This is a genomic window from Dyella sp. LX-66 (genome assembly GCF_018599165.1).
GTDB lineage: Bacteria > Pseudomonadota > Gammaproteobacteria > Xanthomonadales > Rhodanobacteraceae > Dyella_D > Dyella_D marensis.
Map to the genome: position 1 here is coordinate 120,610 of NZ_JAHFVJ010000004.1, position 22,358 is coordinate 142,967.

Annotated in this window: 22 protein-coding genes; all 22 read right to left on the bottom strand. The window is 68.7% G+C overall.

Features of this window, described 5'->3' with window-relative positions:
• Positions 1 to 10: 10 nt before the first annotated feature.
• Entirely contained in the window at positions 11 to 517 is a 507-nt protein-coding gene (locus tag KK141_RS09630) for a phage baseplate assembly protein V (RefSeq protein WP_167258217.1), read from the bottom strand.
• The gene (locus KK141_RS09635) at positions 514 to 1,650 is read right to left on the bottom strand and encodes a hypothetical protein (protein WP_214570606.1); all 1,137 of its coding nucleotides are present in this window, start codon (positions 1,648 to 1,650) and stop codon (positions 514 to 516) included. The genes KK141_RS09630 and KK141_RS09635 overlap by 4 nt, the downstream gene beginning before the upstream one ends.
• Positions 1,643 to 1,963: a LysM domain-containing protein gene (locus KK141_RS09640; RefSeq protein ID WP_214570605.1), complete on the bottom strand. Its 321-nt coding sequence runs from the start codon at positions 1,961 to 1,963 to the stop codon at positions 1,643 to 1,645. The genes KK141_RS09635 and KK141_RS09640 overlap by 8 nt, the downstream gene beginning before the upstream one ends.
• Positions 1,963 to 2,622, bottom strand: coding sequence for a hypothetical protein (locus tag KK141_RS09645; protein ID WP_167258223.1), 660 nt, complete (start codon positions 2,620 to 2,622; stop codon positions 1,963 to 1,965). Before KK141_RS09645 ends, KK141_RS09640 begins: the two co-directional genes overlap by 1 nt.
• Entirely contained in the window at positions 2,619 to 3,374 is a 756-nt protein-coding gene (locus KK141_RS09650) for a CHAP domain-containing protein (RefSeq protein WP_214570604.1), read from the bottom strand. The genes KK141_RS09645 and KK141_RS09650 overlap by 4 nt, the downstream gene beginning before the upstream one ends.
• A gap of 52 nt (positions 3,375 to 3,426) precedes the next feature.
• Positions 3,427 to 4,512, bottom strand: a complete 1,086-nt coding sequence (locus KK141_RS09655; protein WP_214570603.1) for a DUF4157 domain-containing protein — start codon at positions 4,510 to 4,512, stop codon at positions 3,427 to 3,429.
• Complete coding sequence (locus KK141_RS09660; RefSeq protein WP_214570602.1) at positions 4,509 to 5,093, bottom strand: hypothetical protein; 585 nt, start codon at positions 5,091 to 5,093, stop codon at positions 4,509 to 4,511. Before KK141_RS09660 ends, KK141_RS09655 begins: the two co-directional genes overlap by 4 nt.
• A gap of 27 nt (positions 5,094 to 5,120) precedes the next feature.
• Complete coding sequence (locus KK141_RS09665) at positions 5,121 to 6,428, bottom strand: DUF4157 domain-containing protein (protein ID WP_214570601.1); 1,308 nt, start codon at positions 6,426 to 6,428, stop codon at positions 5,121 to 5,123.
• 13 nt (positions 6,429 to 6,441) lie between these two features.
• Entirely contained in the window at positions 6,442 to 8,286 is a 1,845-nt protein-coding gene (locus tag KK141_RS09670) for a DUF4157 domain-containing protein (RefSeq protein ID WP_214570600.1), read from the bottom strand.
• A gap of 5 nt (positions 8,287 to 8,291) precedes the next feature.
• On the bottom strand, positions 8,292 to 9,773 hold the full coding sequence (locus KK141_RS09675) for a DUF4157 domain-containing protein (RefSeq protein ID WP_250901670.1): 1,482 nt from the start codon (positions 9,771 to 9,773) through the stop codon (positions 8,292 to 8,294).
• Positions 9,766 to 10,059 (bottom strand): hypothetical protein, encoded by a 294-nt coding sequence (locus tag KK141_RS09680; RefSeq protein WP_214570599.1) that lies wholly within the window; start codon positions 10,057 to 10,059, stop codon positions 9,766 to 9,768. The genes KK141_RS09675 and KK141_RS09680 overlap by 8 nt, the downstream gene beginning before the upstream one ends.
• The gene (locus KK141_RS09685) at positions 10,056 to 12,212 is read right to left on the bottom strand and encodes an AAA family ATPase (protein WP_214570598.1); all 2,157 of its coding nucleotides are present in this window, start codon (positions 12,210 to 12,212) and stop codon (positions 10,056 to 10,058) included. The genes KK141_RS09680 and KK141_RS09685 overlap by 4 nt, the downstream gene beginning before the upstream one ends.
• Positions 12,209 to 13,453, bottom strand: coding sequence for a DUF4255 domain-containing protein (locus KK141_RS09690; protein ID WP_214570597.1), 1,245 nt, complete (start codon positions 13,451 to 13,453; stop codon positions 12,209 to 12,211). The genes KK141_RS09685 and KK141_RS09690 overlap by 4 nt, the downstream gene beginning before the upstream one ends.
• Positions 13,450 to 14,187, bottom strand: a complete 738-nt coding sequence (locus KK141_RS09695; RefSeq protein WP_214570596.1) for a hypothetical protein — start codon at positions 14,185 to 14,187, stop codon at positions 13,450 to 13,452. Before KK141_RS09695 ends, KK141_RS09690 begins: the two co-directional genes overlap by 4 nt.
• Positions 14,184 to 14,930 carry a hypothetical protein gene (locus tag KK141_RS09700; RefSeq protein ID WP_214570595.1) on the bottom strand — a complete coding sequence of 249 codons (747 nt, stop codon included), beginning with the start codon at positions 14,928 to 14,930 and terminating at the stop codon, positions 14,184 to 14,186. Before KK141_RS09700 ends, KK141_RS09695 begins: the two co-directional genes overlap by 4 nt.
• Positions 14,931 to 14,934: 4 nt before the next feature.
• Positions 14,935 to 15,462, bottom strand: coding sequence for a phage tail protein (locus KK141_RS09705; protein ID WP_167258246.1), 528 nt, complete (start codon positions 15,460 to 15,462; stop codon positions 14,935 to 14,937).
• Positions 15,463 to 15,472: 10 nt separating this feature from the next.
• Complete coding sequence (locus KK141_RS09710) at positions 15,473 to 17,107, bottom strand: phage tail sheath subtilisin-like domain-containing protein (RefSeq protein WP_214570594.1); 1,635 nt, start codon at positions 17,105 to 17,107, stop codon at positions 15,473 to 15,475.
• 34 nt (positions 17,108 to 17,141) lie between these two features.
• Positions 17,142 to 17,408, bottom strand: a complete 267-nt coding sequence (locus tag KK141_RS09715; protein ID WP_214570593.1) for a hypothetical protein — start codon at positions 17,406 to 17,408, stop codon at positions 17,142 to 17,144.
• Positions 17,409 to 17,585: 177 nt separating this feature from the next.
• The gene (locus KK141_RS09720; RefSeq protein WP_250901671.1) at positions 17,586 to 18,572 is read right to left on the bottom strand and encodes a sigma-54 dependent transcriptional regulator; all 987 of its coding nucleotides are present in this window, start codon (positions 18,570 to 18,572) and stop codon (positions 17,586 to 17,588) included.
• 324 nt (positions 18,573 to 18,896) lie between these two features.
• Entirely contained in the window at positions 18,897 to 19,865 is a 969-nt protein-coding gene (locus tag KK141_RS09725) for an alpha/beta hydrolase (RefSeq protein WP_214570592.1), read from the bottom strand.
• 53 nt (positions 19,866 to 19,918) lie between these two features.
• On the bottom strand, positions 19,919 to 20,392 hold the full coding sequence (locus KK141_RS09730; protein WP_214570591.1) for a cupin domain-containing protein: 474 nt from the start codon (positions 20,390 to 20,392) through the stop codon (positions 19,919 to 19,921).
• A 59-nt stretch (positions 20,393 to 20,451) separates the two neighbouring features.
• A complete protein-coding gene (locus tag KK141_RS09735) occupies positions 20,452 to 22,320 on the bottom strand; it encodes a sugar-binding domain-containing protein (protein ID WP_214570590.1) in 1,869 nt (622 codons plus the stop codon).
• Positions 22,321 to 22,358: the final 38 nt, after the last annotated feature.

A 22,358-nucleotide genomic window follows, 5' to 3' on the forward strand; every position in this document is an offset into this window, starting at 1 on the left:
CTTCTTCTCCTCAGGTCACGACCAGCGCGCCGTTGTTGATGGTGACGGTGGGCCCCGCCAGCACGATGGTGGCGCCCTGCCCGTTGGAGATGGTGATGCCGATCTCGTTGACCATGATCATCGCGCCCGTTACGGCCTTGAGCAGGATGCCGCCGGTGGGGCCTGGCAGGTCGCTGATCGAGATCGTGTTCTGCAGGCCCGACTGCAGCACCACGCTGGGGCTGGCGGGATTGCCCGCCAAAGCCAGGGCCGGCACTTCCGCGGCGATGCCCCAGAAACCGCCGGTCCAGATCGGGTAATCCGGATCGCCCTGTTCGAATTCGATCCACACGCCCGCGCCGATCTGCGGCACCACGTACACGCCGTTCTGCTTGCCGGCGAACGGCACGCAAGGCATGGCCCAGCTCGAAGGCAGCAGGCCGGACACGTCCGGCACCGTCGCCTGGATGCGCCCGAGCTGTTCGGGGTCGATGTTCTGCAGCACGGTGCCGCGGTATTTGCCGTAGTACTTGGTCATGACGGCACCCGCGGCACGGTGGAGATCAGGCCCTTGCGCGACAGGCTGAAGCTCTGCTTGTACTCGCCGCGCTTGATGGTGTGGCGCACTTCGCTCACGTAATGCAGGCCATCGAAGGCCGGCCCCACGCCGCGCACGCCGACCAGCTGGCGCGCCTTCAGCACGCGGCCGTAGCGCGACACGTCCAGGTTGCCGCGGCCGGTGACGGTGTCGGCGGATTTGGCCGCTTCCGCCATGCCCAGCAGCAGCGCGCGCACCGGCGAATATTTGGCGGTTTCGGTGAGCGGGTTGAAGCGCTGCGGCGGCGGGTCGAGCAGGCCCAGCGGCGGATTGAGCGGGCCGATGTCCGGGATCGGAATCGGGATCGGAATCTTGGTCTGCGGATTCTGGATATAGACGATCGGCAGGCTGCGCGCATTGCCGTTGTAGCTGAAGCTGAGGCTTTCCACGTTGCTGGCCGCGTCCATGTCGGCATTCAGCGCCGGCTGCGGCACGCCCACTTTAATCTTCGGCCCCCAGTACGCGGTGCTCATGCCCGGCGCGGGACCGGGTTCGATATAGAACACGTAGCCCACGCGGCTGGCCAGCATGCGGATGTATTCCAGGTCCGTGCCCTGCTGGGTGGGAATGCGGTCGGTGGGAATCGGCACGTCGATGGCGATGCTGGGAATCACCAGCGGCACCACGCCGAGAAACGCGTACTTGGCCAGCAGCAGCGCCACGATGCCTTCGGCCGGCATGGCCGGATACGGCAGCCCCGGCAGGCCGGAGAACTCCAGCTTCTGCATCACCGTGGTGAGATCGTCGCCGCTTACCTGCAAGGTGGTGTGGCGCTGGTCCGCGCCGGGCATCACTTCGGTCTTGGTCACCACGCCGTCGATCAGCACCTCCGGCGTGCCGTTCACCGTGACGATCACGATCACCCGCAGCAAGGGCACCACGTCGCCGCCGCTCAGCAGGAACAAGGTATGCAGCGGCGACTGCACGCTCAGGGTGAACTGCAGGGTGAAGGCGCCGGCCTGCTCGTCGGGCTGCACCACCTCGATCTGGGTCAAGGCGTCCAGCACTACCTGCGGCACCGGTACCGGCACCATGGGCCCGACCAGCAGGGTCAGGTGTACGCCCTTAAGCACGCGGCACCCCCGGAATACCCTCGGGCAAGGTGATGGCGAGCTTGCGGCCGATGGTTTCGGTCAGCTCGTCCGGACGCAGCGCGCGGTTGGCATCGCACAGCCGCCAGAACTGCTCGGGATCGCCCAGGTAGTGGGCGGCGATATTGTCCAGCCGCTCGCCCTGCACCACGCGATGCCACTGCAGCAGCGCGAACTTCTCCGGCGCCGGCACGAAGCGGCGCTTGAGATAAGTAATCGGCGTGCCGTCGGCGCGTACGAAGGTGCCGGTGGGCGTCAGCGCGTAGCGGCTGGTCGGAGGAAAGGCGATGGCCATCAGGGCACTCCCGTTATGCCGAGCGCGGACAAGGGCATGGCCGGCGCCATGCCGGACAGCCGTTCCTTGTTCTGCAGATAGCTCATGAACAGGCTGGCCGCCTTGTGTCCCGGCGGCACGTCGTTCACCGACAGCACGCGCAGGCCCAGGCTGACCTTGGCGCGGATCGGATTGAGCGCGGTGTCGAAGGCTTCCTCGGTGATGCTCAGCTCCGTGACGCGCACCGGCAGGATGCGCGTCTGGCTCCATACGAACAGGGCCAACGGCGTTTCCATCGGAATGATTTCCAGCGTGCCGGCCTGGGACATCGCATCGTTCGCGTTCAACTGCGCGCTGGTCGGATAGATCATGGTTTCCAGCGCGGCGAGCTGGGCGAACACGCCGGTCTGCGTGGCGACGCGGTTGCGGTCGGGAAACTCCAGCTGGTCGGTGGCGTCGATCTCCGCCTCCAGCTTGATGGTTTCCACCGGCGGCCCTTTCAGGCGCAGCACTTCGGAGCGGTCGCCGCCGTCGGCGCTGATCGCCTGCACCTGCAGCGAGCGGGTGATCGAGTCGGGGTTGTACTGCAGCGCGATCACGCGCAGCACGGCGGAGGTGTCCGGGTCGATCAGCACCAGGCCACCCTTGAGGATGCGCGGCGAGCCGGGGAATCCGCTCATGGCACGTGTCCGTAGCCGAGCAGCTTGTCCATGCGGCTGAGCACATAGGAGAAGCCCTGCACGTTGGGGCTGCGGTTGCCTTCGATGGTGTAGAGCATGCCGTCCTGCACCGAGTGCACCAGGCCGGTGTGGCCCAGCCAGCCGGCCAGGCTCACGCGCCACCACACCACGATGTCGCCCGGCTGCGGCACGTAGCCGTCGCCCGGCGTCGAGGCCCAGCCCTTGTCCTTGAATTCCGCCAGCAGGCTGCGCGCGCTGGCCACGTAGGGGAACGGCATCTTCGCCTGGACGCCGCCCGCGCCCTGCAGGAAGCAATAGCTCACGAAGGAAGCGCACCACGGATTGCCTTCCGATAATCCTGCCGGCGCCAGGTACTTGCGCACGAACGGGCCGCGGTTGTCGCCGCCCTGCTCGCCGGCGCCGGCCTTGAGCTCCACGATGGCCGAGGCTAGCGCCGCCCTGCCCCGCGCGCTGCCGCCGGTGGCCGGCAGCACGGTGTAGTCGACCGCGCTCGGCGTGACGATGCTCGGCTTGGGATTCTGCAGGCTCCACCAGGTCAGCGGCCCGGCCACGCCGTCCACCACCAGCGGCTGGCCGTGCTGGTCGAGGTTCTGGATCTGGAACGCGCGCAAGGCCTGCCAGGTGCGCGTGTCGAACACGCCCGTGCCCGGCGCCGCATAGCCGCGCTGGGTCAGCAGCTGCTGCAGCTGGCTGACCTGTGGCCCCTGGTCGCCTTTACGCAAGGTGTCCATGCTCAATGCTCCATCCCGATGGCGCGTGCGACCGCGCAGGATTGATCGTGTTTCAAGCGGTATCTCCGTTGACCGGATCCCAATGCGTGGCCGCCGGCGCGCTCAGGTCCATCGCGCCGCCCGGCAGCGCCGCATTGCGGCAGGCGGTGTCGCAGTCGTCGCCGTTGCTGCCGAAGCCGCGGCCCAGCCGCTGGTTGTTGATGTCCTGCGCGTAGCTGTCGTGCGGGCTGCTGTCGATGTACTCGCGGTAGAACTCGCGCGAACTGCCGGCAAGCCTGGCGGTGAAGGCGCCGCAGCGCTTGGTCGAGGCGCAGGCGATCCAGCAGTGGCCGAAGGCGTCCCACACATTGCTGGAGATCGGCGCGTGGGTCTGGTTGTAGTACCAGAGCCGGAAGCCGCCGGCGCGATTGACCGGATCGCCGAAAGTGGCGTCGTACATCGGACGCTCCAGCGGCGTGAGGCAGTGATACGCCCATGCCGCATAGAGCGCGGCGCCGACGCCGACCACGCCGGCCGCCACCAGCGGCCAGCCGCGGCGCAAGGTGGCGGACGGATCGGTGCCGACCATCGGCGTCACCGACGACACCGGCCGCGTCAGCACGTCCATCGCCGTGCGGTCGGCCTCGTGCTCGAAGGCGTCGTTGCGCTGGCCGATCGTCTGCGGACGGAGGTCCTGCTGGCGCTGCTGCATCACGTGCGACAGCTCGTGCGCGAGCAGGAAGCTGCCCATCAGCGATTCCGGCGCGTATTTGCCGTCGGCGAACACGATATGCCGCCCGGCGGTATAGGCCTGCGCATCCACGTCCCTGGCCGAGCGCGCGGCGCTGCCGTCGGTGTGGATGCGCACGCCGCCGAGATTGCGGCCGAAGCGCGGCTCGAAGAAACGGCGGGCGCGATCGTCCAGCGGACGGCCGCCGCTGCCCAGCGCGTCGTGGACGGACGCGGGCACCTGTTCGGCGGCCGCGTGTTCCGCATGCGGCTCGGCCTCGCGCTGGCTGCAGGCGCGGCACTGGCCGCCACCCGGGGTGTGCGTGCCGCAGGCGCATTTGCGCTGCAGCAGCTGGCCCGCCGCCGCACCGTTCGCCGCCGCGGTCTTTACGGCCTGCGCGGCCTGGCCCTTGGCGACGCGCTCGCTCATGGCCGGCCCTCCTCGTGCAGCAGCTGGTCGAGCAGCCGCGCGGTGGCGGCATCGGCCTGGCCGGACTGCTTCCATTTGAGCAGCAGCGCCTGGTCGCGCGGCCTGGGCACATAGGCATAGGCATACAGCGCGTACAGGCTCAGCGGCAGCTTGCCCAGGCGGATGAAATGCTCCAGCGATGCGCGCACTTCGGCGGCGATGGGACGCTGCAGCAGCAACAGCGGGAACGGCTGGCCGGTGCTGGTCATGCCCACCAGCTCCCTCGCCAGCGCAGCCTGATCCACCGGCAGCAGCCACAAGCCGGCATCGCAGGCTTCGGTCAGTTCCATGTCCGCGCGTTCCAGCACGGCCAGCAGGCGCCGGTACAGCGGATCGGTGAGGCAGCGCGAAAGCAGGATCACCGCGACGCGCGCGAGCGCAGGCTCGGGCTGGTGTTCCAGATAATCGAGCAATTGCGCGCCGGCCGTGCCGTCGGCGAGCAGCTCGCGCACGCGGGGCAGCGCAAAGAACGCATCCAGCCCCGCCCGCATGACGAACGGATCCGGCAAGTCCTGTCGCAGGACTTCCAGGCGGGCTTGCATGGATGCCGGTGCGTTCATGGCTGCGCCTCAGGGCCGCTCGCGTGCGGCGCCGCCGTAGTCGTCGGGGCGGCGCGGCAGGGCCGGCGAGTGCTCGGCGGCAATATCGCGTTCGACGTCGACGGCGTGCTGTTCCGAAGGAGGCGTGCCGCCCGGCGGCGTCGGGCCGCGTGCCGCATGCGTGCCCTGCATCTTCGGCAGCGCGTGCCCGCAGACTTCGTGGGCAAAGATCAGGTGGAACGGAATATCCACCCAGCGTCCGTTGATCTTGTACTGGCCCTGGAAGCGCGGATCGACATTGACGGTCGGACTGGTGCGGCGCCCCGCTTCACCCTGCACGCGCCCTTGCTGATCGACCGTGCGGCTGGTGCCCGGCGGGCCGGCCTGAAAAGCAATCGTGGTGGTTTCGGTGTTGTTGATGACGTCGCACAGACAACGGCAACCCACCGGCGTGCTGGAATTGGCCGGCGATTTCGCCGGAGCGGCCGGCGCCGGCGTGGCGCAGAAATTCGCCGCGCCCGCGCTGGCCACGCCGGTCGCCGGATCCACCACGAACTGGCCGTCGGGACAGACCTCGTGCATCAGGTTCTGCACCGCATTGGTCAAGGGTTGCGCCGGCCCGGCCGCGCCCGCCGGCATCGGAATCGAATCGCCGGGATTGACCACCAGCCGCCGGCGCAGGATCGGCGAACGCGCCAGGCTCAGTGGCGCTGCAGCCAACCCGGCACCCGTACCCGCGCCGCTCATCACCCGATGCGCCGCCGCATCCGCCTCGCCTTCCAGCGGATCGTCCGCGCTGCCGATGCGCAGGCCGCTGCCACCAGCCATCGAAGGCACATCGCCCGCCTGCCCGCCGGAGCGCTGCAGGCTCTGCGCACCGCCTTGCTGCACCACGTGCGCCAGTTCATGCGCAAGCAGCTGGCGGCCCGTATGCGTGGACGGCGCATAGCTGCCCTGGCCGAACACGATATGCGGCCCCACCGTGTACGCGGAGGCGCCGACGTCGGCCGCCGTTTCCGCGGCCTGCGGCGAGGCATGCACGCGGACGTGGCTGAAATCGTGTCCGAAGCGCGGCTCCATGAAGCTGCGCGTGGCGCGATCCAGCGGCTGTCCGCCGCGGCCCAGTTCCGCATGCACGCTGGCCGGGGCGACGCCGCTGGCCACGTCGCGCTGCGCGCGCCGCTGCAGGCTGGCCTTCTTCTGCGCGCATTCGCTGCACTGGCCGCCGCCCGGCGTGGATTTGCCGCAGCCGCATTTGCGGTGCAGACCTATGGGTACGCGGGTGAGCGCAGGCGTGAAACTCTGCCTGGCGATCGCTGATTTGTCGGCGCTTGGCATCGTGGCGGCCCTCTCAAGGCTTGGTGGTTTCGACCACGGTGGACGGCGCGATGCCGAAGGCCTTGCGCGCCGCATTGATCACTTTCTCGTCGCACGCGATCGGGTCGCGCATGACTTCCTCGGGTTTTGCCGGCTTGAACTCCTGGGTCACCTTGCTGCCGACCATGGTGATGTCGGCGCGGCGCATGAAGTCGAAGGCCTGGTCGCGCTGCGCCTTGAACGGCTGCGCCTTGAACGCATCGCGCTCGGGGCCGGCCTTGGGCGCCGTCGGATCGGCGGTGCTGCCGGGCTTCTCGCCCAGGTATTCCTTCACCGCGTCCTCTTCCATCGGGCGGCCCACCGGCTCGGGCTTCTGCTTGCCCTGCAGCGGCGGCAGTTCGCTCTGGCCGTCCGCCTTGACGCCCGAGGTATCGCAGTGCGGGCATACCTTCGGATCCTGCAGCCAGCGGATCGCCGCTTCGGCGCGCTTCACCGACAAGCGGTCGTTGCCGATAAAGGCCGGCTCGTGCTCGCGCCCGCGCGGACCTTCCGGCGAGGTGAAGCCCTGCACCGCGGTGATGCGATAACCCTTGGCGGCCAGCGTTTCGATGTCGTCGGGCAGGTGGAAGTCCTGGCGGATGGTGTCCTTGGCGTAGTCGAAGTACACCCGCCGCACCTGCGGATCCGCCCCCTTCAGCTCGGGCTGCCCGGGGTCGGCCGGCTTGCGCGTGACCTTGGCGCAGGCCAGGGTCACGTAGTGGCGCACGGTATGGCAGTCGACGTTTTTGGTCTTGTCGCCGGGTGTGTAGCTGAAGCTGATGCCGCCCTGTTTCTGCTCGGCGTCGTACTGGCCCTGGGCGCCGAAGCCGCCATACGGCGTCTTGACCTGCACGCCGCCACCATAGGTCGGCTTGCCGGACACGCCGGCGGTGATGGTGGGGCCGATGGTCACGGTGACCTTGTCGCTGACGGCGACCTCGATGCCGAGGCCCGCGGTGAGCCGGCCGCTCTTGACCGGGTCCTTGCCCGACAGCACATTGCCGATCGCCTGCGCCACGGTGGCCGGCAGACTGGCGGAGGGCGAGATGGTGACGCTGGTCTTGCCGCGGCAATAGGTGATGTCGACGTAGACGTTCTGCGAGTTGTAGCCCGGCACCGCGGAAATCGTGGTCTTGGGTTCGGGCTTGTCGGTGGAATCGATCAGGTTCACTTCGGTTTCCGACATATCCGGACAGCGCACCACTTTCTGCATGTCGTCCTTGCCGGCGCTGGCATAGCACTCGGCGATCTGCCGGCGGATCACGCCGCCGGCCGCCGGCGCCACGTAAGCGCGCTGGCCTTGCGCCACCGCATCGGCGGCGCGGTCGGCGGCATGCTCGCTGGCGTCGTCGGCCGCCCCCAGTTGCAGCTTCGGATGCAGTCCGCCGCCGCCGGCGTCTTGAATGGTATGGGCCAGCTCGTGCGCGAGCAGATGCCGGCCGGCTTGCGTATGCGGCGCGTACTGCCGGTGGTCGAACACCAGGTGCTGGCCCACGGCATACGCCCGTGCGCCGACGGAACGCGCGGACGCCGCGGCCTGCCCGTCGGTATGCACGCGCACGCCGCTGAAATCGTGGCCGAAGCGCGGCTCCATCCAGGCGCGCGCCGTGGCATCCAGCGGCCGCCCGGGCGTGCCCAGCACGTCGTGCACGATCCCCGGCACCGCCGTCTGCTGCGCGGATTCCCCGGCGCGCTCCTTGCGATGCAGGCGCTGCTTGCAGCTTTCGCATTGCCCCCCGGCCGCATGGCTGCCGCAGGCGCATTTGCGCCGCAGCACAGGGCTGGCGACACCGGCGGACGGAGCCGATGCGAGCTTTGCGTTGGCCAGATGCCGTGCCATGCCGCCTACCTCCGCGCCTGCAGCGAACGAGGCCAGAAGCCGGGAATGAAGTCGGTCATCGCCCGCTTGAACTCCAGCCGCTCCGGGTCCGTCCAGCCGGTACTGGCCTGGGTGAATACGTTCTCGACGAAGCGGTCCACCGTGGCGCAGGAGCACACGCACTGCATGTCACGGATATTGCCCAGGATGTTCTCGTCGCCGCGGCTGGCGATGTCGTGCTCGGCGGTCTGCATGGCGAAGCGGCTGGAGCGGCTCGGGTTGCTGACCGAGTTGCGGAAATACACGTCGAACTCGCCGATCTCCGCGCTGATCTCGCTGAGCAGGGACTGGATCGGCCGGTTGCCGGAGTTGGGCACCGGCGTGGTGACGTTGCAGTCCGCCGCGGCCGGCACGATGGTCGCGGCGTTGGCATCGAAGCGGTTGTGCTGCGATTCGTGCGCCACGGTGGAGGTGATCCACAGGAACTCCCGCAGGTCCGCATCGCCCAGCGGCCTGGGCTGCGCGCGCAGCCGGATGGCCAGGTCTTCGTCGGTGGTATGCAGTTGCACGCAGCGATGGCTGGGATTGGTGCCGGCCGGCGCGCCGCCGGGAAACTGCGAGCACGGCGCGTTGTTCGCGCCGTCGTTGGCCGACAGGCAGGCGTTGATGAAGAAACCATCGATGCCCGGCGCGATGGTCGCGCCCAGGCCCGCGGTGGTGGCCAGCGTTTCGAAGTTGGTGGCGCGCGCGCCATGGCGCGGCAGCGTGCAGCCCGCATGGCCGTTCGCGCCGACCACGCCACCGCTGGCGATGGCGTTCTGCTCGCTCTCCGCCTCGACCCGGTCGCCGAACTGCACCGCATTGCCCTGGCTGGGCGCGGTGCACTGCGCCGCCGAGCGGCAGGCCCGCTGCAGCGCCGGTGCGGGCGCGCCGCCCTGCTGCACCACGTGGGTAAGTTCATGCGCGAGCAGATGGCGGCCGCTGCGCGTATGCGGCGCGAACTGCCCGTCGGCGAAGACGATGCGCGAACCCACGGTGTAGGCGTAGGCATCGACGTCGCGCGTGGACCGTTCGGCGAGCGGTCCGGAATGGATCCGCACGCGGGAGAAATCGTGGCCGAAGCGCTGTTCCATGTCGCCGCGCAAGGCCGGCTCCAGCGGTGCGCCAGGGCCGGCGAGCGCGCGATCCACGCTGGGCGGCGCTACGCCGGCCTGCGTGTTTCCTTCCGCGGAGAAGCGCTGAATGTGCGGCGCGATGCGATCGGCGGCGACGTTTGCACCGCCAGCCAGCACCTGATCGGCGACGCGATCGGCCTCCTGCTCGTAGCTGTCGCCGGCATCGTTGATCCTGAGCCTGGCCTGCATCCGCGACTGCTTCTTGCTGCACTCGCTGCACTGGCCGGTACCGGCGGTATGCGTGCCGCAGGCGCACTTGCGCTGCAGCAGGGCGCCGATGCCGCGCTGCGCGGGTGCGCGGGTGCTGGCGGCGCGCAGGGTGGGCTCAGCCATGGCGCGGCCCTCCTCCGTCCTGCGCCATGGAGGCGGCACCCAGGCTCTGCCCGACCGCCATGGCGAGGCGCGAACCCAAGCGCTCCTGTCCGCGAGCCGGCGCGGGCAAGGCCGCAGCCGGCAGCGCGGTCACCGCGCCGGTTCCGCGCAACGCATCCAATGCGCCCGGTTGCGCGAGCTGACGCGCCAGCTCTCTTTCGAGCAGCAGCCGCACGTCGGCGGCGCGTTCGCCGCCCAGCACGGCCTCATCGATCACCAGCCGCTCGATATGCAGGGCGATGCTCACGACTGCCCTCCCGCGCTGCCCAGCCAGCGGAAGTCCGCTTCGTTGACCGGCTTCTCCAGCTTGCGGAACTCGTTGCGCGCGGCGTCCAGCAGCAGCGGCATGGTCACCTGCACGCCGTGCTTGGCGGCCAGGAACGCCGCATTCAAGGCGATGCCCTGGATGCTGCCGCCGGTCAGCGCCAGCTTGGCCAGGCGCTCGATATCCAGTGCGGCGGTGACCACCTTGGCGGGGAAGGCCGAGGCCCACATCGCCTTGCGCTCGGCCACGCCGGGGAACGGGAAGTTCACCACGAAACGGATGCGGCGCAGGAAGGCGGTGTCCAGCGCGCTCTTCATATTGGTGGCCAGGATGGCCAGGCCGCGGAAGCTTTCCAGCCGCTGCAGCAGATAGTTCACTTCGATATTGGCGTAGCGGTCGTGGCTGTCCTTCACTTCGCTGCGGCGGCCGAACAGCGCATCGGCCTCGTCGAAGAACAGGATCGCGCCGCCCTCTTCCGCCGCGTCGAACAGCTTGCGCAGGTTCTTCTCGGTGTCGCCGATGTACTTGCTGACCACGGCCGAGAGATCGATGCGGTACAGCGGCAGGCCCAGTTCGTTGGCGATCACTTCGGCCGCCATGGTCTTGCCGGTGCCGCTCTCGCCGGCGAACAGCGCGCTGATCGAAAGCCCGCGGTTCATGCGTTCGCGAAAGCCCCAGTCGTCGTAGACCACGCTGCGCTGCGCGACCTGGTCGGCGATCTCGCGCAGCAGATTCTTTTCGCTGTCCGGCAGCTTGAGGTCGTCCCAGCCCGCCTTGGGTTCGATGCGCTGCGCCAGCTGGTCCAGTGCCGGCCGCGTGCGCGCCAGCGCGCCCTGCCACAGCGCCTCGCCCAGGCCTTCGGCCTTCTGCTCGGTCGCGGCCAGCGCGGTATGCGCGATCTGCCCGATCTTGCCGAGATTGAAATCGAAATGGCTGGCGAGCTGGCGCGAATGCTGGTCTGCGCCCTCGCCCAGCAGGTGCTGCCACAAGCTGCGCTGTTCCAGCGAGGTGGGCCGGGTCACGTCGGCGCTGAGCGCATGCGTGCCGTTGTCGTTCCATGGTTCGCGCGTATCGACGAACAGCAGGCCGCCGGCGCGCGCCAGGAAACGGCGGATCGGGCCGGAGGCCGCATCGGCGCCGTCGATGGCGGACGCGTCGATATACAGCGCCACCGGCATCAGCAGGCTCTCGCGCCGCCACAGGCGCACCAGGGCTTCCTGTTCGGCGATGCCCTGCGGCAGCAGCTGCGCCGACAGGCGGAACGCCTGCGCGCCGAAGCCCGCCGCCACCGTCTGCGCGATCGCCTGCTTGCTGGTGCTGTCCACGCCGACCAGCTGCACCGTGGGCAAAGGCTCGCCGAACGGCATGTGGCGCAGGTTGTCGAGCAGGCGGTCCGCCACGGCTTGCTGCGAAGGCGGCAGGCTGTCCGTGTTCAACGGCGTCAGCAGCGGCATCAGGCGGTCGTCGACGTAGTTCAGGCCCTTGGCGAAGTTGACGATGCGCTCGTCCGCGCTCAGCGCGGCGCCGATCAGCGGCTGCGGCCCCGGCTGGTGGATCTCCAGCAGGCGCCAGTAGCGCAGCGGGCGTTCGGGCGAAAGCGCATCCCAGCTCGGCTGGTCCAGCACGGCGAAGGCGAGTGCGAAGGTCGGCCAGGGTTTGGCGGGATCGTGCTGGGCCTGCGCGCACAGCGCGGGCATGCGCGTATCCAGTTCCATGCCGATGCACAGCAGCAGCAGGTCGCGTTCGAAATCGGACAGGCCCAGGCGCTGGGCCAGCAGTTGCAGCGCGGGGGCGAAGGCCGGCGCCTGCGCGGCATCGGCCGCGGTGTCGACGGCGATCGCCGCGGGCGACGGTTCGGCCGCCTGCGCATCCGGTGGCGGCGTGTCCGTCGTGGCCACGGGCGCAGCCTGCGCCGCCGGGTGCTCGCCGAACACGCGGGACAACCATGACGTATGCCTGGCTTCAGTGGCCTCCGGCGCAGGCGCTACCGTCGCGGGAATCGCCGGCACGTTGCGCGCACCATTGGACGGCGCTGCCTCCTGCCCCGCGGCGCGTTGCAGCCGCGCGCGCAGATCGGCCAGCGCATCGGCCAGATATTTATCGTTCTCGGCGAGCCATTGCGCGTAGTCGCTCATGACACCACCACTTGCTGAAGGCTGTCGAAGACCGGCAACGGGCCGGTGAAGTCGACCGGAATGCTGTCGGCGCCATCGACGCGCAGACGCACCGTGTAGGTGCCGGCGGCCACGCCGGGCACGTCGAAAACCAGCGCCGTGGGCTGCGTCGGATCGGCCGGGTTGGTGATGCTCGTCGGCGTTACCAGCTGGTCGCCAAACAGCAGGAACACGCGCTGCCCGTCGCGGATGCGCGGCAGGCAGGTCAGATTCAGATGCTGCGTGCCGGGCGAACCGGTGCGCGGCGTCAGCCCGATCGTCGGCGCCAGCGCCAGCGGCAGTTCGTTGCTGAGCAGCGCGGGCAGGCCCGGCGACTGCACCAGCAGCGACAGCGTGTAGATGCCCGGCGCCCAGCGCGAGGGCGCCTGCGCATCCTCGGCACTGTCGGCCAGATGCACCTGCAAAGTGCCCGCTGCCGCGCCAGCCGTCGGCACCACGTCCACCGGCGCATCGAGCCGCAGGCTGTTGAAGCGCGCCACCGCGTTGGCGGTGCTGAGCTGGCTGCCGCTGAGCACCAGATCGTCGCCCAGCCTCGCCGCCGCCTGCGCATTCGGCAGGGCCACGCTGCTGAGTGCCGGCGCCGTGGACGCCGTGCTGGTCACGCCGCGATCCTGCGGCCCGCGGCGCAGCACCGGCAGGCTGGCGCGCGACGGCGCCTGGCTGTCGATCAGCAGCACGGTCGCCTCGTAGGCGGCGGAGACGCGGTAGTTGGTCTGGAACGCGGTCCACAGCTTGGAGAGTTCTTCCACACTCTGCGGCAGCGGCGTCAGGCGCACGCGCTCGATCTGGTCGGCCAGGTCGTTGCCAAGCAAGGCGTTGCGGATGTCGTCGGCGTCGAGCAGCGGGCGGTCGTGCAGCGTGCTCATCGCCGCCGCCAGCACGCGGTGGCTGACCGCGTCGTTGTCGCTGTCGCCGCGGCCCCAGGCGGTGATCAGGTAATGCAGGTTCAGCGCCAGCGCCGGCTGCGCCGTTTCGCCGGGGCGCACGCGGCCGGGCATGTCCATATTCCGCCAGCCGGCGTTGTAGATGACCTGATACAGGAACAGGTTGAGCTGGGCCTTGGTGATGCCCTTGCGCGCGACATCCAGCGGCTGCAGGGTCACTTCCAGGTCGCCCAGATCGGTATCCAGCAGCGGCATGCGGGCCAGCAGCACATTGCGCAGCGTGCGGGTGGCGGCGGCGATGGCGAGGACATTGCTCATGGCGTGGTTCCGCCGCGCTGGCGCAGATAGTCGTCGAGCGCGCTGGTGCGTGGCGGCGCCGCGGGGCGCGGCGCCGTGGCGTTCGTGGGTGCGGCGCGCACTTCGAGCCGGCCGATGCTGACGTGCACGGCGGGCTCGCTGGATGGCGGCGCCGCGCCGGACAGTGCTTTCGCCGATGAAGGCGACGATGCGTTCGCGCGCCGCGCGTCGGCTTCGGGCCGGGTGGCGAAGACGGGCTGGCTCGGCGCCAGCAGCTCGCCGGGCGGTTCCTCGTGCGAGGTCTCGATGGTGGTGCGTTCGCGCAGGATGCGGGTTTCTTTCAGCGGCTGAAGCTCGCCGGTGGAGGTGGGCTCCTGGCGCGAAGCCATCCGTGGCGATGGCGGCTCGACAGCCGCTTCGCGCATGGACGGCTTGCTGGAAGAGAACAAGCGCACTTCTTCCGTAACGATGCTGCGCTCGTGCGTGTCGGCCTGCGCCATCGGCTCGTGCGCAGATGAGCGCACGGGCGCGAGTTCCGGTGTCTCCGCGATCGCTCTGCTCTCGATCCGGCGTACGTTCGGCAATGCTTGGTCCTGCGTCCGCTCGACCGCCGGCGCCGCCTGGATCTGCACCGACTCCTCGGTGACGGCCGCCCCGCCCCGCCCCGCCGGCTCGAACAACGACGGCAGCCGCGGCGACAGCATCGACTCGCTGCCGAGCGCGCGCGTAGCCACACGGTCGAGGAAATCGCTCACGGCGCGCATTGCTCCAGGTAGGCCTGGCGGCGGCGCGGCGTCATCGCGAGGATGTCCGCTTCGCTCCAGTGGTAGTGGCGTGCCAGCGTGTCCACGTCGCGCAGCAGGCGCAGCGCCCAGGCGTGCAGTTCCTGCCACAGGAAGCGGGCGATATCGAAAGCCGGCTCCCAGTCGTGTGCGCACTCGGGGCAATGGAAGGCCAGTTGCAGGTCGGCCTGCGGATCGGCGGCGGCCATGGCCTGGGCCAGCTCCGCCTGCAGTGATTCCGGCAGGCTGGCCGGGGCACCGTTCGACAGGTTCGCCGTTTCGATCACGCAGCGCTGCAGCAGCAGGCGGCGGGCATCCACGACGTCGGCGCAATCCTGCAGGGCCAGCAGGTCGGCGCAGTTCACCGCGCGAAAGCGCACACGCAGGCCGTGCGTGGCCGATTGCAGTTCGAATACGCCGGTGGATGTGTCGCCGTCGGCTTCCGGCCCGGTCAGCAACGCATGCGCATCGAAGCTGACCTCAACCACCGCGTTGCACGCCGGGCAGCGCGCCACGCCATCCAGCCGCCGCCCGAACAGCCTTGCGTGCAGACGCAGCAGCAAGGCATCGCGCTGCCCCAGCGGCAACTGGAGCAACGCGTCCTGGTCCAGCGCTTCGTCGCCCGCACCGAGCAGATACAGGCTGCGCGCCGCGGCGGAGGCATCCCCGCCGCGTTCCCAGGCGCGCAACCAGTCGGCGGCGGTGGGCGTGCGCATGGCCTCAGCCCGCCGGCACCGTGAAGCTGGGTTCGGTCGGTTCCTGCACGCTGACGTCGCGGTCCCAGCCTTCGTTTTCCAGCTTCAGATGCTGGATGGCCACGGCGTTGGCATTGGCGTCCAGGTCCGGCAGCGCCTGGTATTCCGACACCCAGCAGCGATACAGGTGATAGGACAGCACCAGCTGGCCGGCCTCGTTGTAGACCTCCAGGATCAGGTCCTTGCGGAAGTCCTTGAGCGACACTTCGGCGCCCAGGCCGGCGCCGAAGTGCCAGACCTTGTTCGCCCACTTCTCGAATTCGAGATCGTGGGTGACGCCGCGTTCGATGGTGATCGCCTCGTACTCGGTGCGCCCCGGCGACTTGCGGCTGCTGCTGGGGTCGCCGCCTTCGCGGTGCTTCACCACTTCGGTGGTGCGCTTGAGGCCCGAGACCTTGCTGATGCCGGCCACGTAGCGGCCGTCCCACTTCAGCCTGAACTTGAAGTTCTTGTACGGATCGAAGCGCTGGGCATTGACGCTGAACTGAGCCATGGTGTTGTCCTCAGGTCTGGATCTGGCCGGCCATCTGCTGCAGCTGGATGACCACGAACTCGGCGGGCTTGAGCGGCGCGAAGCCGACCACGATGTTGACGATGCCCAGGTTGATGTCGTTCTGCGTGGTGGTTTCGCCATCGCATTTGACGAAGTACGCGTCGGTAGGCGACTTGCCCTGGAACGCGCCCTGGCGGAACAGGTTCTGCATGAAGGCGCCGACGTTGAGGCGGATCTGCGCCCACAGCGGTTCGTCGTTGGGCTCGAACACCACCCACTGCGTGCCGCGGAACAGGCTCTCCTCGATGTACAGCGCCAGGCGCCGCACCGGGATGTATTTGTAGTCGTCGGCCAGCAGGTCGGCGCCGCGCAAGGTGCGCGAACCCCACACCACCGGCCCCGCGTTCGGGAAGTTGCGCAGGCAGTTCACGCCCAGCGGATTGAGCATGCCGTTCTCGGCATCGGTCATCACCGTGGACAGGCCCTGCACGCCGTTCAAGGATGCATCCAGGCCTGCCGGTGCCTTCCACACGCCGCGCTGCGTGTCGGTGCGCGCCATGATGCCCGCCACGATGCCGCAGGGCACGAAGGTGTCGAGCTGGCCCTGCCGTGCCGGGTCGGACTGGATCACCCGCGGGAAGAACAGCGCCGCATTGCGTGCCGCAGTGCCGGTCAGGCCCAGGCCGGACACGGTGCCGGCATTGATCGCGCTGGGCGTGGTCCATGCGCCGGGCGCATCCACGATCAGCAGCGCGCGGCGGTCGACGCACAAGGCCATCGCCGCCTGGTACACGCCGTTGCTGGTATCGCTGCCGCGCACGTCGGCGGGGATGCACAGCAGGTTGAACAGGTCGACCTTCTTCAGCGCATAAATGCCGGTCTTGGCGTCCTGGTTGCCGAGATAGTCCGCATCGGCGGACAGCTTCTCGCTGTCCTGCGCCACCGTGGTCACGGCCACCGAAGTGGCAGCGGCGGGCGTGCTGCCGTTGTCGTCCCAGATGGTCTTGCCGGGGTCGGTGGTGTCGGACATCGCCGACGGCGGCTTCGCGCCCAAGGTGGCGCCGGCCTGCAGGCGCAGCAGCACGGAGCTGGCCTTCAGCACGCGGTCGACGCGGCGCGGGCTTTCCACCACGGTGACGTTGAGGAAGCTTTCCTGCGCGCCGCTGGCCATGTCGCGCACGGTGAGGTTGAACAGGTCGGCGGCGGTGAGGCCATACAGCGCGGCCACGTCGGCCGACACGTGGCTGTCCACCCGCACGCGCAGCTTGTTGGCCCAGGCGCCGGGCGAGGCCGCTTCCAGCAGCAGCGCGACGGCGGGCGGCGTCAGGCCGGGCGCGGTGATCTGCGCCTTGGCGCCGGCCGCGCCGGCCTTGTACAGGCGCACGATCACCGCCTGCGCACCGCCGTTGAGGAAGAAGTCGCGCACCGCGTAACCCATCGGATACGCCGGATCCAGCGCGCCGAAGATGCGCTCGTAGTCGCCGTAGCTGTTGATGGTGACCGGGCCGTCGGCGTCGGCATCGACCGGCCCTTTCGCGGCGCGGCCGACGAAGGCGGCGATCGAGGTGGCCACGCCGGTGATGGTGCGGACACCGCTGGGAATCTCCTCGATATAGACGCCTGGATAACTCAGGGTGGCAGGCATGGCTGTTTCCTCAAGTGTTGGCGGGATGCGTCGGTCAATGCAGCGGCGCCGGGTCCGCGCGGTTCAGTGCGTACAGCACGGCGCCGCCGGGAAGGCGGTCGCGCCGCAGCTGGCCGCGCTCGACCAGGTGGCTCAGCGCTTGCTCGATGCGTCGGCGTTCGGTGACGTAGCGCTGCTGCGGCAGCCACCAGCTCACGATGCCGTCGAGCGTGTCGGCGGCATCGGGATGCTGCGTGAGATAAGCCAGCACCGCGCCTTCCACTTCGCGCCAGCCGTTCTCCGGGTTCTGCCGAGGGCTCATGCGTCACCTCCACGTCGCCGGTGACTGAGGCAATCGCCGTGCCAGCGCTCGCCCGGCGCGAAATGGCTTCAAACAAGGGATGTGCGCGTGGGCCTGGAAGACAGCCGGGTGAGCTTTGCCCCGGTATGCGGGCGCGGGTGGGTCAAAGCGCACCCGAGCTCCGCGGCACGCCGTGAGCTAGCGGAAGCCGCCGGTCTCGATACCGTGCTTCTTCAGCAGCTTGCCCAGCTGCCTGCGCTCGGTGCCGGAAAGGCGCGCCGCGGCGCTGATATTGCCGGCGGTGCGTTTCATCAGGCCGAGCAGATAGCTGCGCTCGAACGCGCACATGGCGTTCTTCTTCGCGGACAGGTAATGCAGGTCGCCGTCTTCGAGGAAGATGTCCGCCGACTCCTCGGATGAAACATAGGCCGCCGGCGCGATCAGCCCGTCGAGGATGGAGGCGCCGATCGTCGCGCCCTCGGTACCGAGATAAGCACGCAGCACCACGTTCTCCAGCTCGCGCACATTGCCCGGCCAGCTGTGCGCGTCGAGCACGCGCAAGGCTTCGTCGGTCCAGCGCTTGGCCGGACGATCCAGCCGCTGCGCCAGCTGCGCCAGAAAGTGCTGCGCCAGCATCGGGATGTCACCGGCGCGCTCGCGCAGCGGCGGCAGGCAGACGTGCAGCGCATTGAGCCGGTATTGCAGATCGCGCCGGAACAGGCCAGCTGCAACACGTGTATCGAGGCAGGCATTGGTCGCTGCCACCACGCGCGCGCTCGACACGCGCGCCGCACCGCCGCCGACGGGACGGTATTCGTTGTTTTCCAGAAAGCGCAGCAGGGTCACCTGCGCCTTGCTCGACAGCGAATCCACTTCGTCCAGGAACAAGGTGCCGCCGCGCGCATGGTCGATCAGCCCGGGCTGTGCGCTCTTGGCGTCGGTATAGGCGCCGCGCTCGTGCCCGAACAATTCGTTCTCGATCAGATTGTCCGGCAGCGCGCCGCAATTGACCGGCACGAACGGCCGCTCGCTGCGCGCGCTGGCGTAGTGGATTTCCCGTGCGGCGAGCTCTTTTCCGGTACCCGTCTCGCCTTCGATCAGTACCTGCACATCGCAGCCCGCGTAGCGATGCAGCTGCGCACGCATCAGCTCGAACGCCTTGGATTGCCCCAGCATGGCCGGCATCGTCCCTTCTCCCTAGGATCCCATCGCCGTCGACACGTCGCGCCGCCCGATGAGTTTTACTCCCCGGAGATCAAGGGCTTGGGCGGCCACCTCGGCGAGTATGCGCGGCAGCGCGCAGCGTTTCCCATCCGTAGAAAGTTATAGGAGTGTGCGCTGGTGTGCATTTACTCCCTGGCCGTGTTTGCTAGTGCTTTGCGGCGATGTAACGCGGTTTTGTGCATGCCACGTCAAGACATCGTGCGGCGCTTGCGTCTGCCTTGCGACGATAAACCGATCTTCGCCGGCATGACGATTTCAAGACACGCATGAATGCCGCTGGGGCGCTCAGGCCTTGCCGCCGGATGCCGATCCGAGGCGATCCAGCCACTGTGCCGCCATCGCCTCGAACAAACCCGCCTGCTCGATCGCCAGGCCGTGCCCCGCCCCATCCAGCACCGCAAAGCTGCCGCGCGGATAGTTCTGCAGCAGCTTCCACTGGTCGCGATAGCCGACGTCGCTGTCCTGATGTCCCGTGACGATCAGCACCGGCTTCGTAAAGGGCGTCTTGAGATCGTCGACGTCGAACGACAAGCCATAGTGCTGCGAGATTTTTTCCAGCGCCGGCTGATTGGCTTCGCGGATACCTGGCAGCAGTTCTTCGCGAAAGCGCTTCCACACTGGCTCCGTCTGCACCACGAAGTTCGGCGTGAAGGCTTCGGCGTCGGTGCGGCTCAGGGTCGCGAGCCACTTGTCGTCCTTGCTCACCACGGTGCGCGGCGGCAGGTCGCGTTTGGCGCGTTCGGCGACGGCCACCGGCACGATCAGCGCCATGCCGTCGATGCTGTCGGCCTTGCGCGCCAGCACGCCGCGCGCGAGATAACCGCCATACGACTGCCCGACCAGCGCGAAACGTTCGCCGGGAATCACCGCATCGATAAACGCCAGGATCAGCTCCAGCATCTCGTCGGAACTGGTGACGGTATCGGAGGCCGGCGTCCTGCCCATGCCCGGCATGTCGAAATAGATCCGCCGCCATCCGCTTCTGTGCGCGCCGCTTCTGTGCGCGAAGACCGGCTCCATCGCGCCCATCAGCGAATGGCTGTCGACGACGAAGCCATGGATCATGATGATCGGCCTGCCTTCGCCGCGCACCTCGTAGTGAACGGGAACGCCCTTCACCGTCACCTGCCCTTGCCTGGCCAGAGGCTTCGGCGGCGGACTTCCACGCCCGGCTTCGCCGGGCTGGCTGCGAACGAGCGGTGACAACGAGGCCGCGAGGGCGGCCAGCATCAACTTGCGGCGCGACAGGGACACGTTCGCTCTCCTGGGGACGGGGGCGGGCGGCGCATCATAGCCCGGCGCGGAACTTACTTCGGCGCACCCTTGGGCGCCGGCACCAGCACGTCGTCGTCCTTGCTCCACGCCGGTGTGGTGATGGCGTAGAACTTCAGCACTTCGCCCTTGCTGGCGCGGATGGAACGCACGACGGCGGGCGGAATCAGGATGTAGTCGCCGGGGCCTACCGCGTGCGCGACGCTGCCGGTCCAGACTTCGCCATGTCCTTCGAGGATGAAGAACGATTCCTCGCCGGCTTTGTTGTGGCTCCACGCGCTGGCATGGCCCGGATCGAGCTCGAACAGCGCGACGCTGCCCAGCGTGGAGCGTGCACCGGCCGGCGCGGCGCGCCCGGTAAGTTCCTTCAGCCGGACGCCTTCGGAGACCTTGATAAACGGCAGCTCGGAGGGCGCGATGACTTTCGCGCCCTCCTCGGCCATGGCGGCGGCCGGAACGATCGCGGCCAGGGAAGCGGAGAGTGCCAGCAGTGCAGCCTTGCGCAGCATAGGTGGGGACCTTTGAGCTCGTGGGGCGGCAAAGAGTAGCGCACTCTCCGGCTCATGCCTCAGGGCTGCGCTCCCGCACGGATGACCGCCTGGTTGATCTCGCGCACCTTGGCCTCGTCCACCTTCTCGACCTTGCGGTCGTAGGTGTACAGGCCGTTGTGCTCGCCTTCGACGTCGGTGATCTGCGTATACACGCTGCCGGACATGCCCTTGGGCACGCCCTTGTCGCGCAGCACGGCGGTGTTGGCGACGTAGCCAGCGTTCAGCGCATCGCGGTCCTTCACATCGCCGTACGGATTGATGGCGGTGTTGGGCCACACATGGCCGGGCACGCCCAAGGTGAGGCCGCCGTGCTCGCCGTCGATGGCGGCGCGTTCCGCATCCGGGCTGGGCAGACCGGGGCCTTGGTAGTCGTGCACGTCGTAGACGTCGCCCGCATGCGGGTCGCCCTTCATATCGCAGCAGTTGGCGCCGCTGCGCGCGTCGACCAGGCGCGAGGGATCGAGCTGCTTGATCTGCGCGGACAGCTCGGCGGCGGCAGGGATGCTCCACTGGCCCCAGCCTTCGTTGAACGGGATCCAGCCGACGATCGAGGTGACGCCGCGCAGCTGCTCGACGATGGCGGAGACGTCGGCGCGGAAGCTGGCCTTGTCGGCCTCGCTGAGCTTGTCGTTGCGGTCGGTGGGCAGCGCCGGCATGTCCTGCCACACCATCAGGCCGATGCGATCGGTCCAGTAGTACCAGCGCGCCGGCTCGACCTTGATGTGCTTGCGGATGGTGTTGAAGCCGAGGTCCTTGGTCTTCTGGATATCGAACTTCAGCGCCGCGTCGGTGGGCGCGGTGTGGATGCCGTCGGGCCAATAGCCCTGGTCCAGCGTGGCGAGCAGGAAGGTCGGCTTGCCGTTCAGCACGATGCGGTTGCGGCCACCGACCTTTTCGACCGCGATGGTGCGCAGGCCGGCGTAGCTGGTGACTTCGTCATGCTGGTCGCCCTGGATGAGCGTGGCCTTGAAGGTATAGAGGAAGGGATCCTGCGGGCTCCACGGATGCGGATGCGCGATGGCCAGCCGCAACGGCTGGCCGGCCGCGCCGTTCGCCTCGCCCACGGCCTTGCCGTCGGCATAGGCGGTGACGTGCAGCGTGGCGTCCTTGGCCTCGCCCTGCAGCTTCGCGGTGACGTTGAACGCATCGAGGCTGCGCGCGGGCGTGAATTCAAGCTGCGCCAGGCTCGTAGCAGGCACCGGCTCCAGCCATACCGACTGCCAGATGCCCGAGGCCGCGGTGTAGAAGATGCCGGAGGGCTTCAGCCGTTGCTTGCCGACCATGATGTTGGCGGCATCCACCGGCGCGTGCACGGCGACCACGATCTCCTGCGGCCCCTTCGCGCGCAGCGCCGGGGTGATGTCCGCGCCGAAGGACGTATAGCCGCCCGTATGCTTTGCCACCTGCGTGCCGTTGACGTACACGGTGGCCTCGTGGCTCACCGCGCCGAAGTTCAGCCGCACGTGCTGGCCGTGGGCCGTATAGGCGGCCGGAATATCCACCGTGCGGCGATAGAACATGTAGTCCGCATGCTGCTGCACGCCCGAGAGCACCGACTCGACCGGATACGGCACCAGCACCTGCGCCTTCAGCGCCTGGCCGAACGGCGGCTTGCCCTGCCCGTCATCCGCCGCGTATTGCCACAGGCCGTTCAGGCTCATCCATTGCGGACGCTCCAGCGACGGGCGTGCGAGTTGCGGACGCGGATAGTCGGGCAGCGCGTTCTTCGGCGAAACAGAGGCTGTCCACGGCGTGGCCAGGGGCGCCACCTTGCCGTTCCACACTTTCGTCGGCTGATCCGCCGCCATCGCCGCGGAAGCGAGGCTCATTGCCGCGATCGTGCCGACCCAGGCGCCCGCGCGCCGTACCAGGAGGTTGTTCGTCATCCGCCCTTCCCTCATCGGTTGCGTTGGAGATCGGGAGA

Bases quoted from the DNA above. Each gene is read 5' to 3' on its own strand.
- KK141_RS09730 (WP_214570591.1), bottom strand. From the start codon at position 20,392: ATGCTGCGCAAGGCTGCACTGCTGGCACTCTCCGCTTCCCTGGCCGCG.
- KK141_RS09660 (WP_214570602.1), bottom strand. From the start codon at position 5,093: ATGCAAGCCCGCCTGGAAGTCCTGCGACAGGACTTGCCGGATCCGTTC.
- KK141_RS09630 (WP_167258217.1), bottom strand. From the start codon at position 517: ATGACCAAGTACTACGGCAAATACCGCGGCACCGTGCTGCAGAACATC.
- KK141_RS09715 (WP_214570593.1), bottom strand. From the start codon at position 17,408: ATGAGCCCTCGGCAGAACCCGGAGAACGGCTGGCGCGAAGTGGAAGGC.
- KK141_RS09685 (WP_214570598.1), bottom strand. From the start codon at position 12,212: ATGAGCGACTACGCGCAATGGCTCGCCGAGAACGATAAATATCTGGCC.
- KK141_RS09675 (WP_250901670.1), bottom strand. From the start codon at position 9,773: ATGGCTGAGCCCACCCTGCGCGCCGCCAGCACCCGCGCACCCGCGCAG.
- KK141_RS09690 (WP_214570597.1), bottom strand. From the start codon at position 13,453: ATGAGCAATGTCCTCGCCATCGCCGCCGCCACCCGCACGCTGCGCAAT.
- KK141_RS09670 (WP_214570600.1), bottom strand. From the start codon at position 8,286: ATGGCACGGCATCTGGCCAACGCAAAGCTCGCATCGGCTCCGTCCGCC.
- KK141_RS09710 (WP_214570594.1), bottom strand. From the start codon at position 17,107: ATGCCTGCCACCCTGAGTTATCCAGGCGTCTATATCGAGGAGATTCCC.
- KK141_RS09720 (WP_250901671.1), bottom strand. From the start codon at position 18,572: ATGCCGGCCATGCTGGGGCAATCCAAGGCGTTCGAGCTGATGCGTGCG.
- KK141_RS09700 (WP_214570595.1), bottom strand. From the start codon at position 14,930: ATGCGCACGCCCACCGCCGCCGACTGGTTGCGCGCCTGGGAACGCGGC.
- KK141_RS09735 (WP_214570590.1), bottom strand. From the start codon at position 22,320: ATGACGAACAACCTCCTGGTACGGCGCGCGGGCGCCTGGGTCGGCACG.
- KK141_RS09655 (WP_214570603.1), bottom strand. From the start codon at position 4,512: ATGAGCGAGCGCGTCGCCAAGGGCCAGGCCGCGCAGGCCGTAAAGACC.
- KK141_RS09705 (WP_167258246.1), bottom strand. From the start codon at position 15,462: ATGGCTCAGTTCAGCGTCAATGCCCAGCGCTTCGATCCGTACAAGAAC.
- KK141_RS09665 (WP_214570601.1), bottom strand. From the start codon at position 6,428: ATGCCAAGCGCCGACAAATCAGCGATCGCCAGGCAGAGTTTCACGCCT.
- KK141_RS09645 (WP_167258223.1), bottom strand. From the start codon at position 2,622: ATGAGCGGATTCCCCGGCTCGCCGCGCATCCTCAAGGGTGGCCTGGTG.
- KK141_RS09640 (WP_214570605.1), bottom strand. From the start codon at position 1,963: ATGGCCATCGCCTTTCCTCCGACCAGCCGCTACGCGCTGACGCCCACC.
- KK141_RS09650 (WP_214570604.1), bottom strand. From the start codon at position 3,374: ATGGACACCTTGCGTAAAGGCGACCAGGGGCCACAGGTCAGCCAGCTG.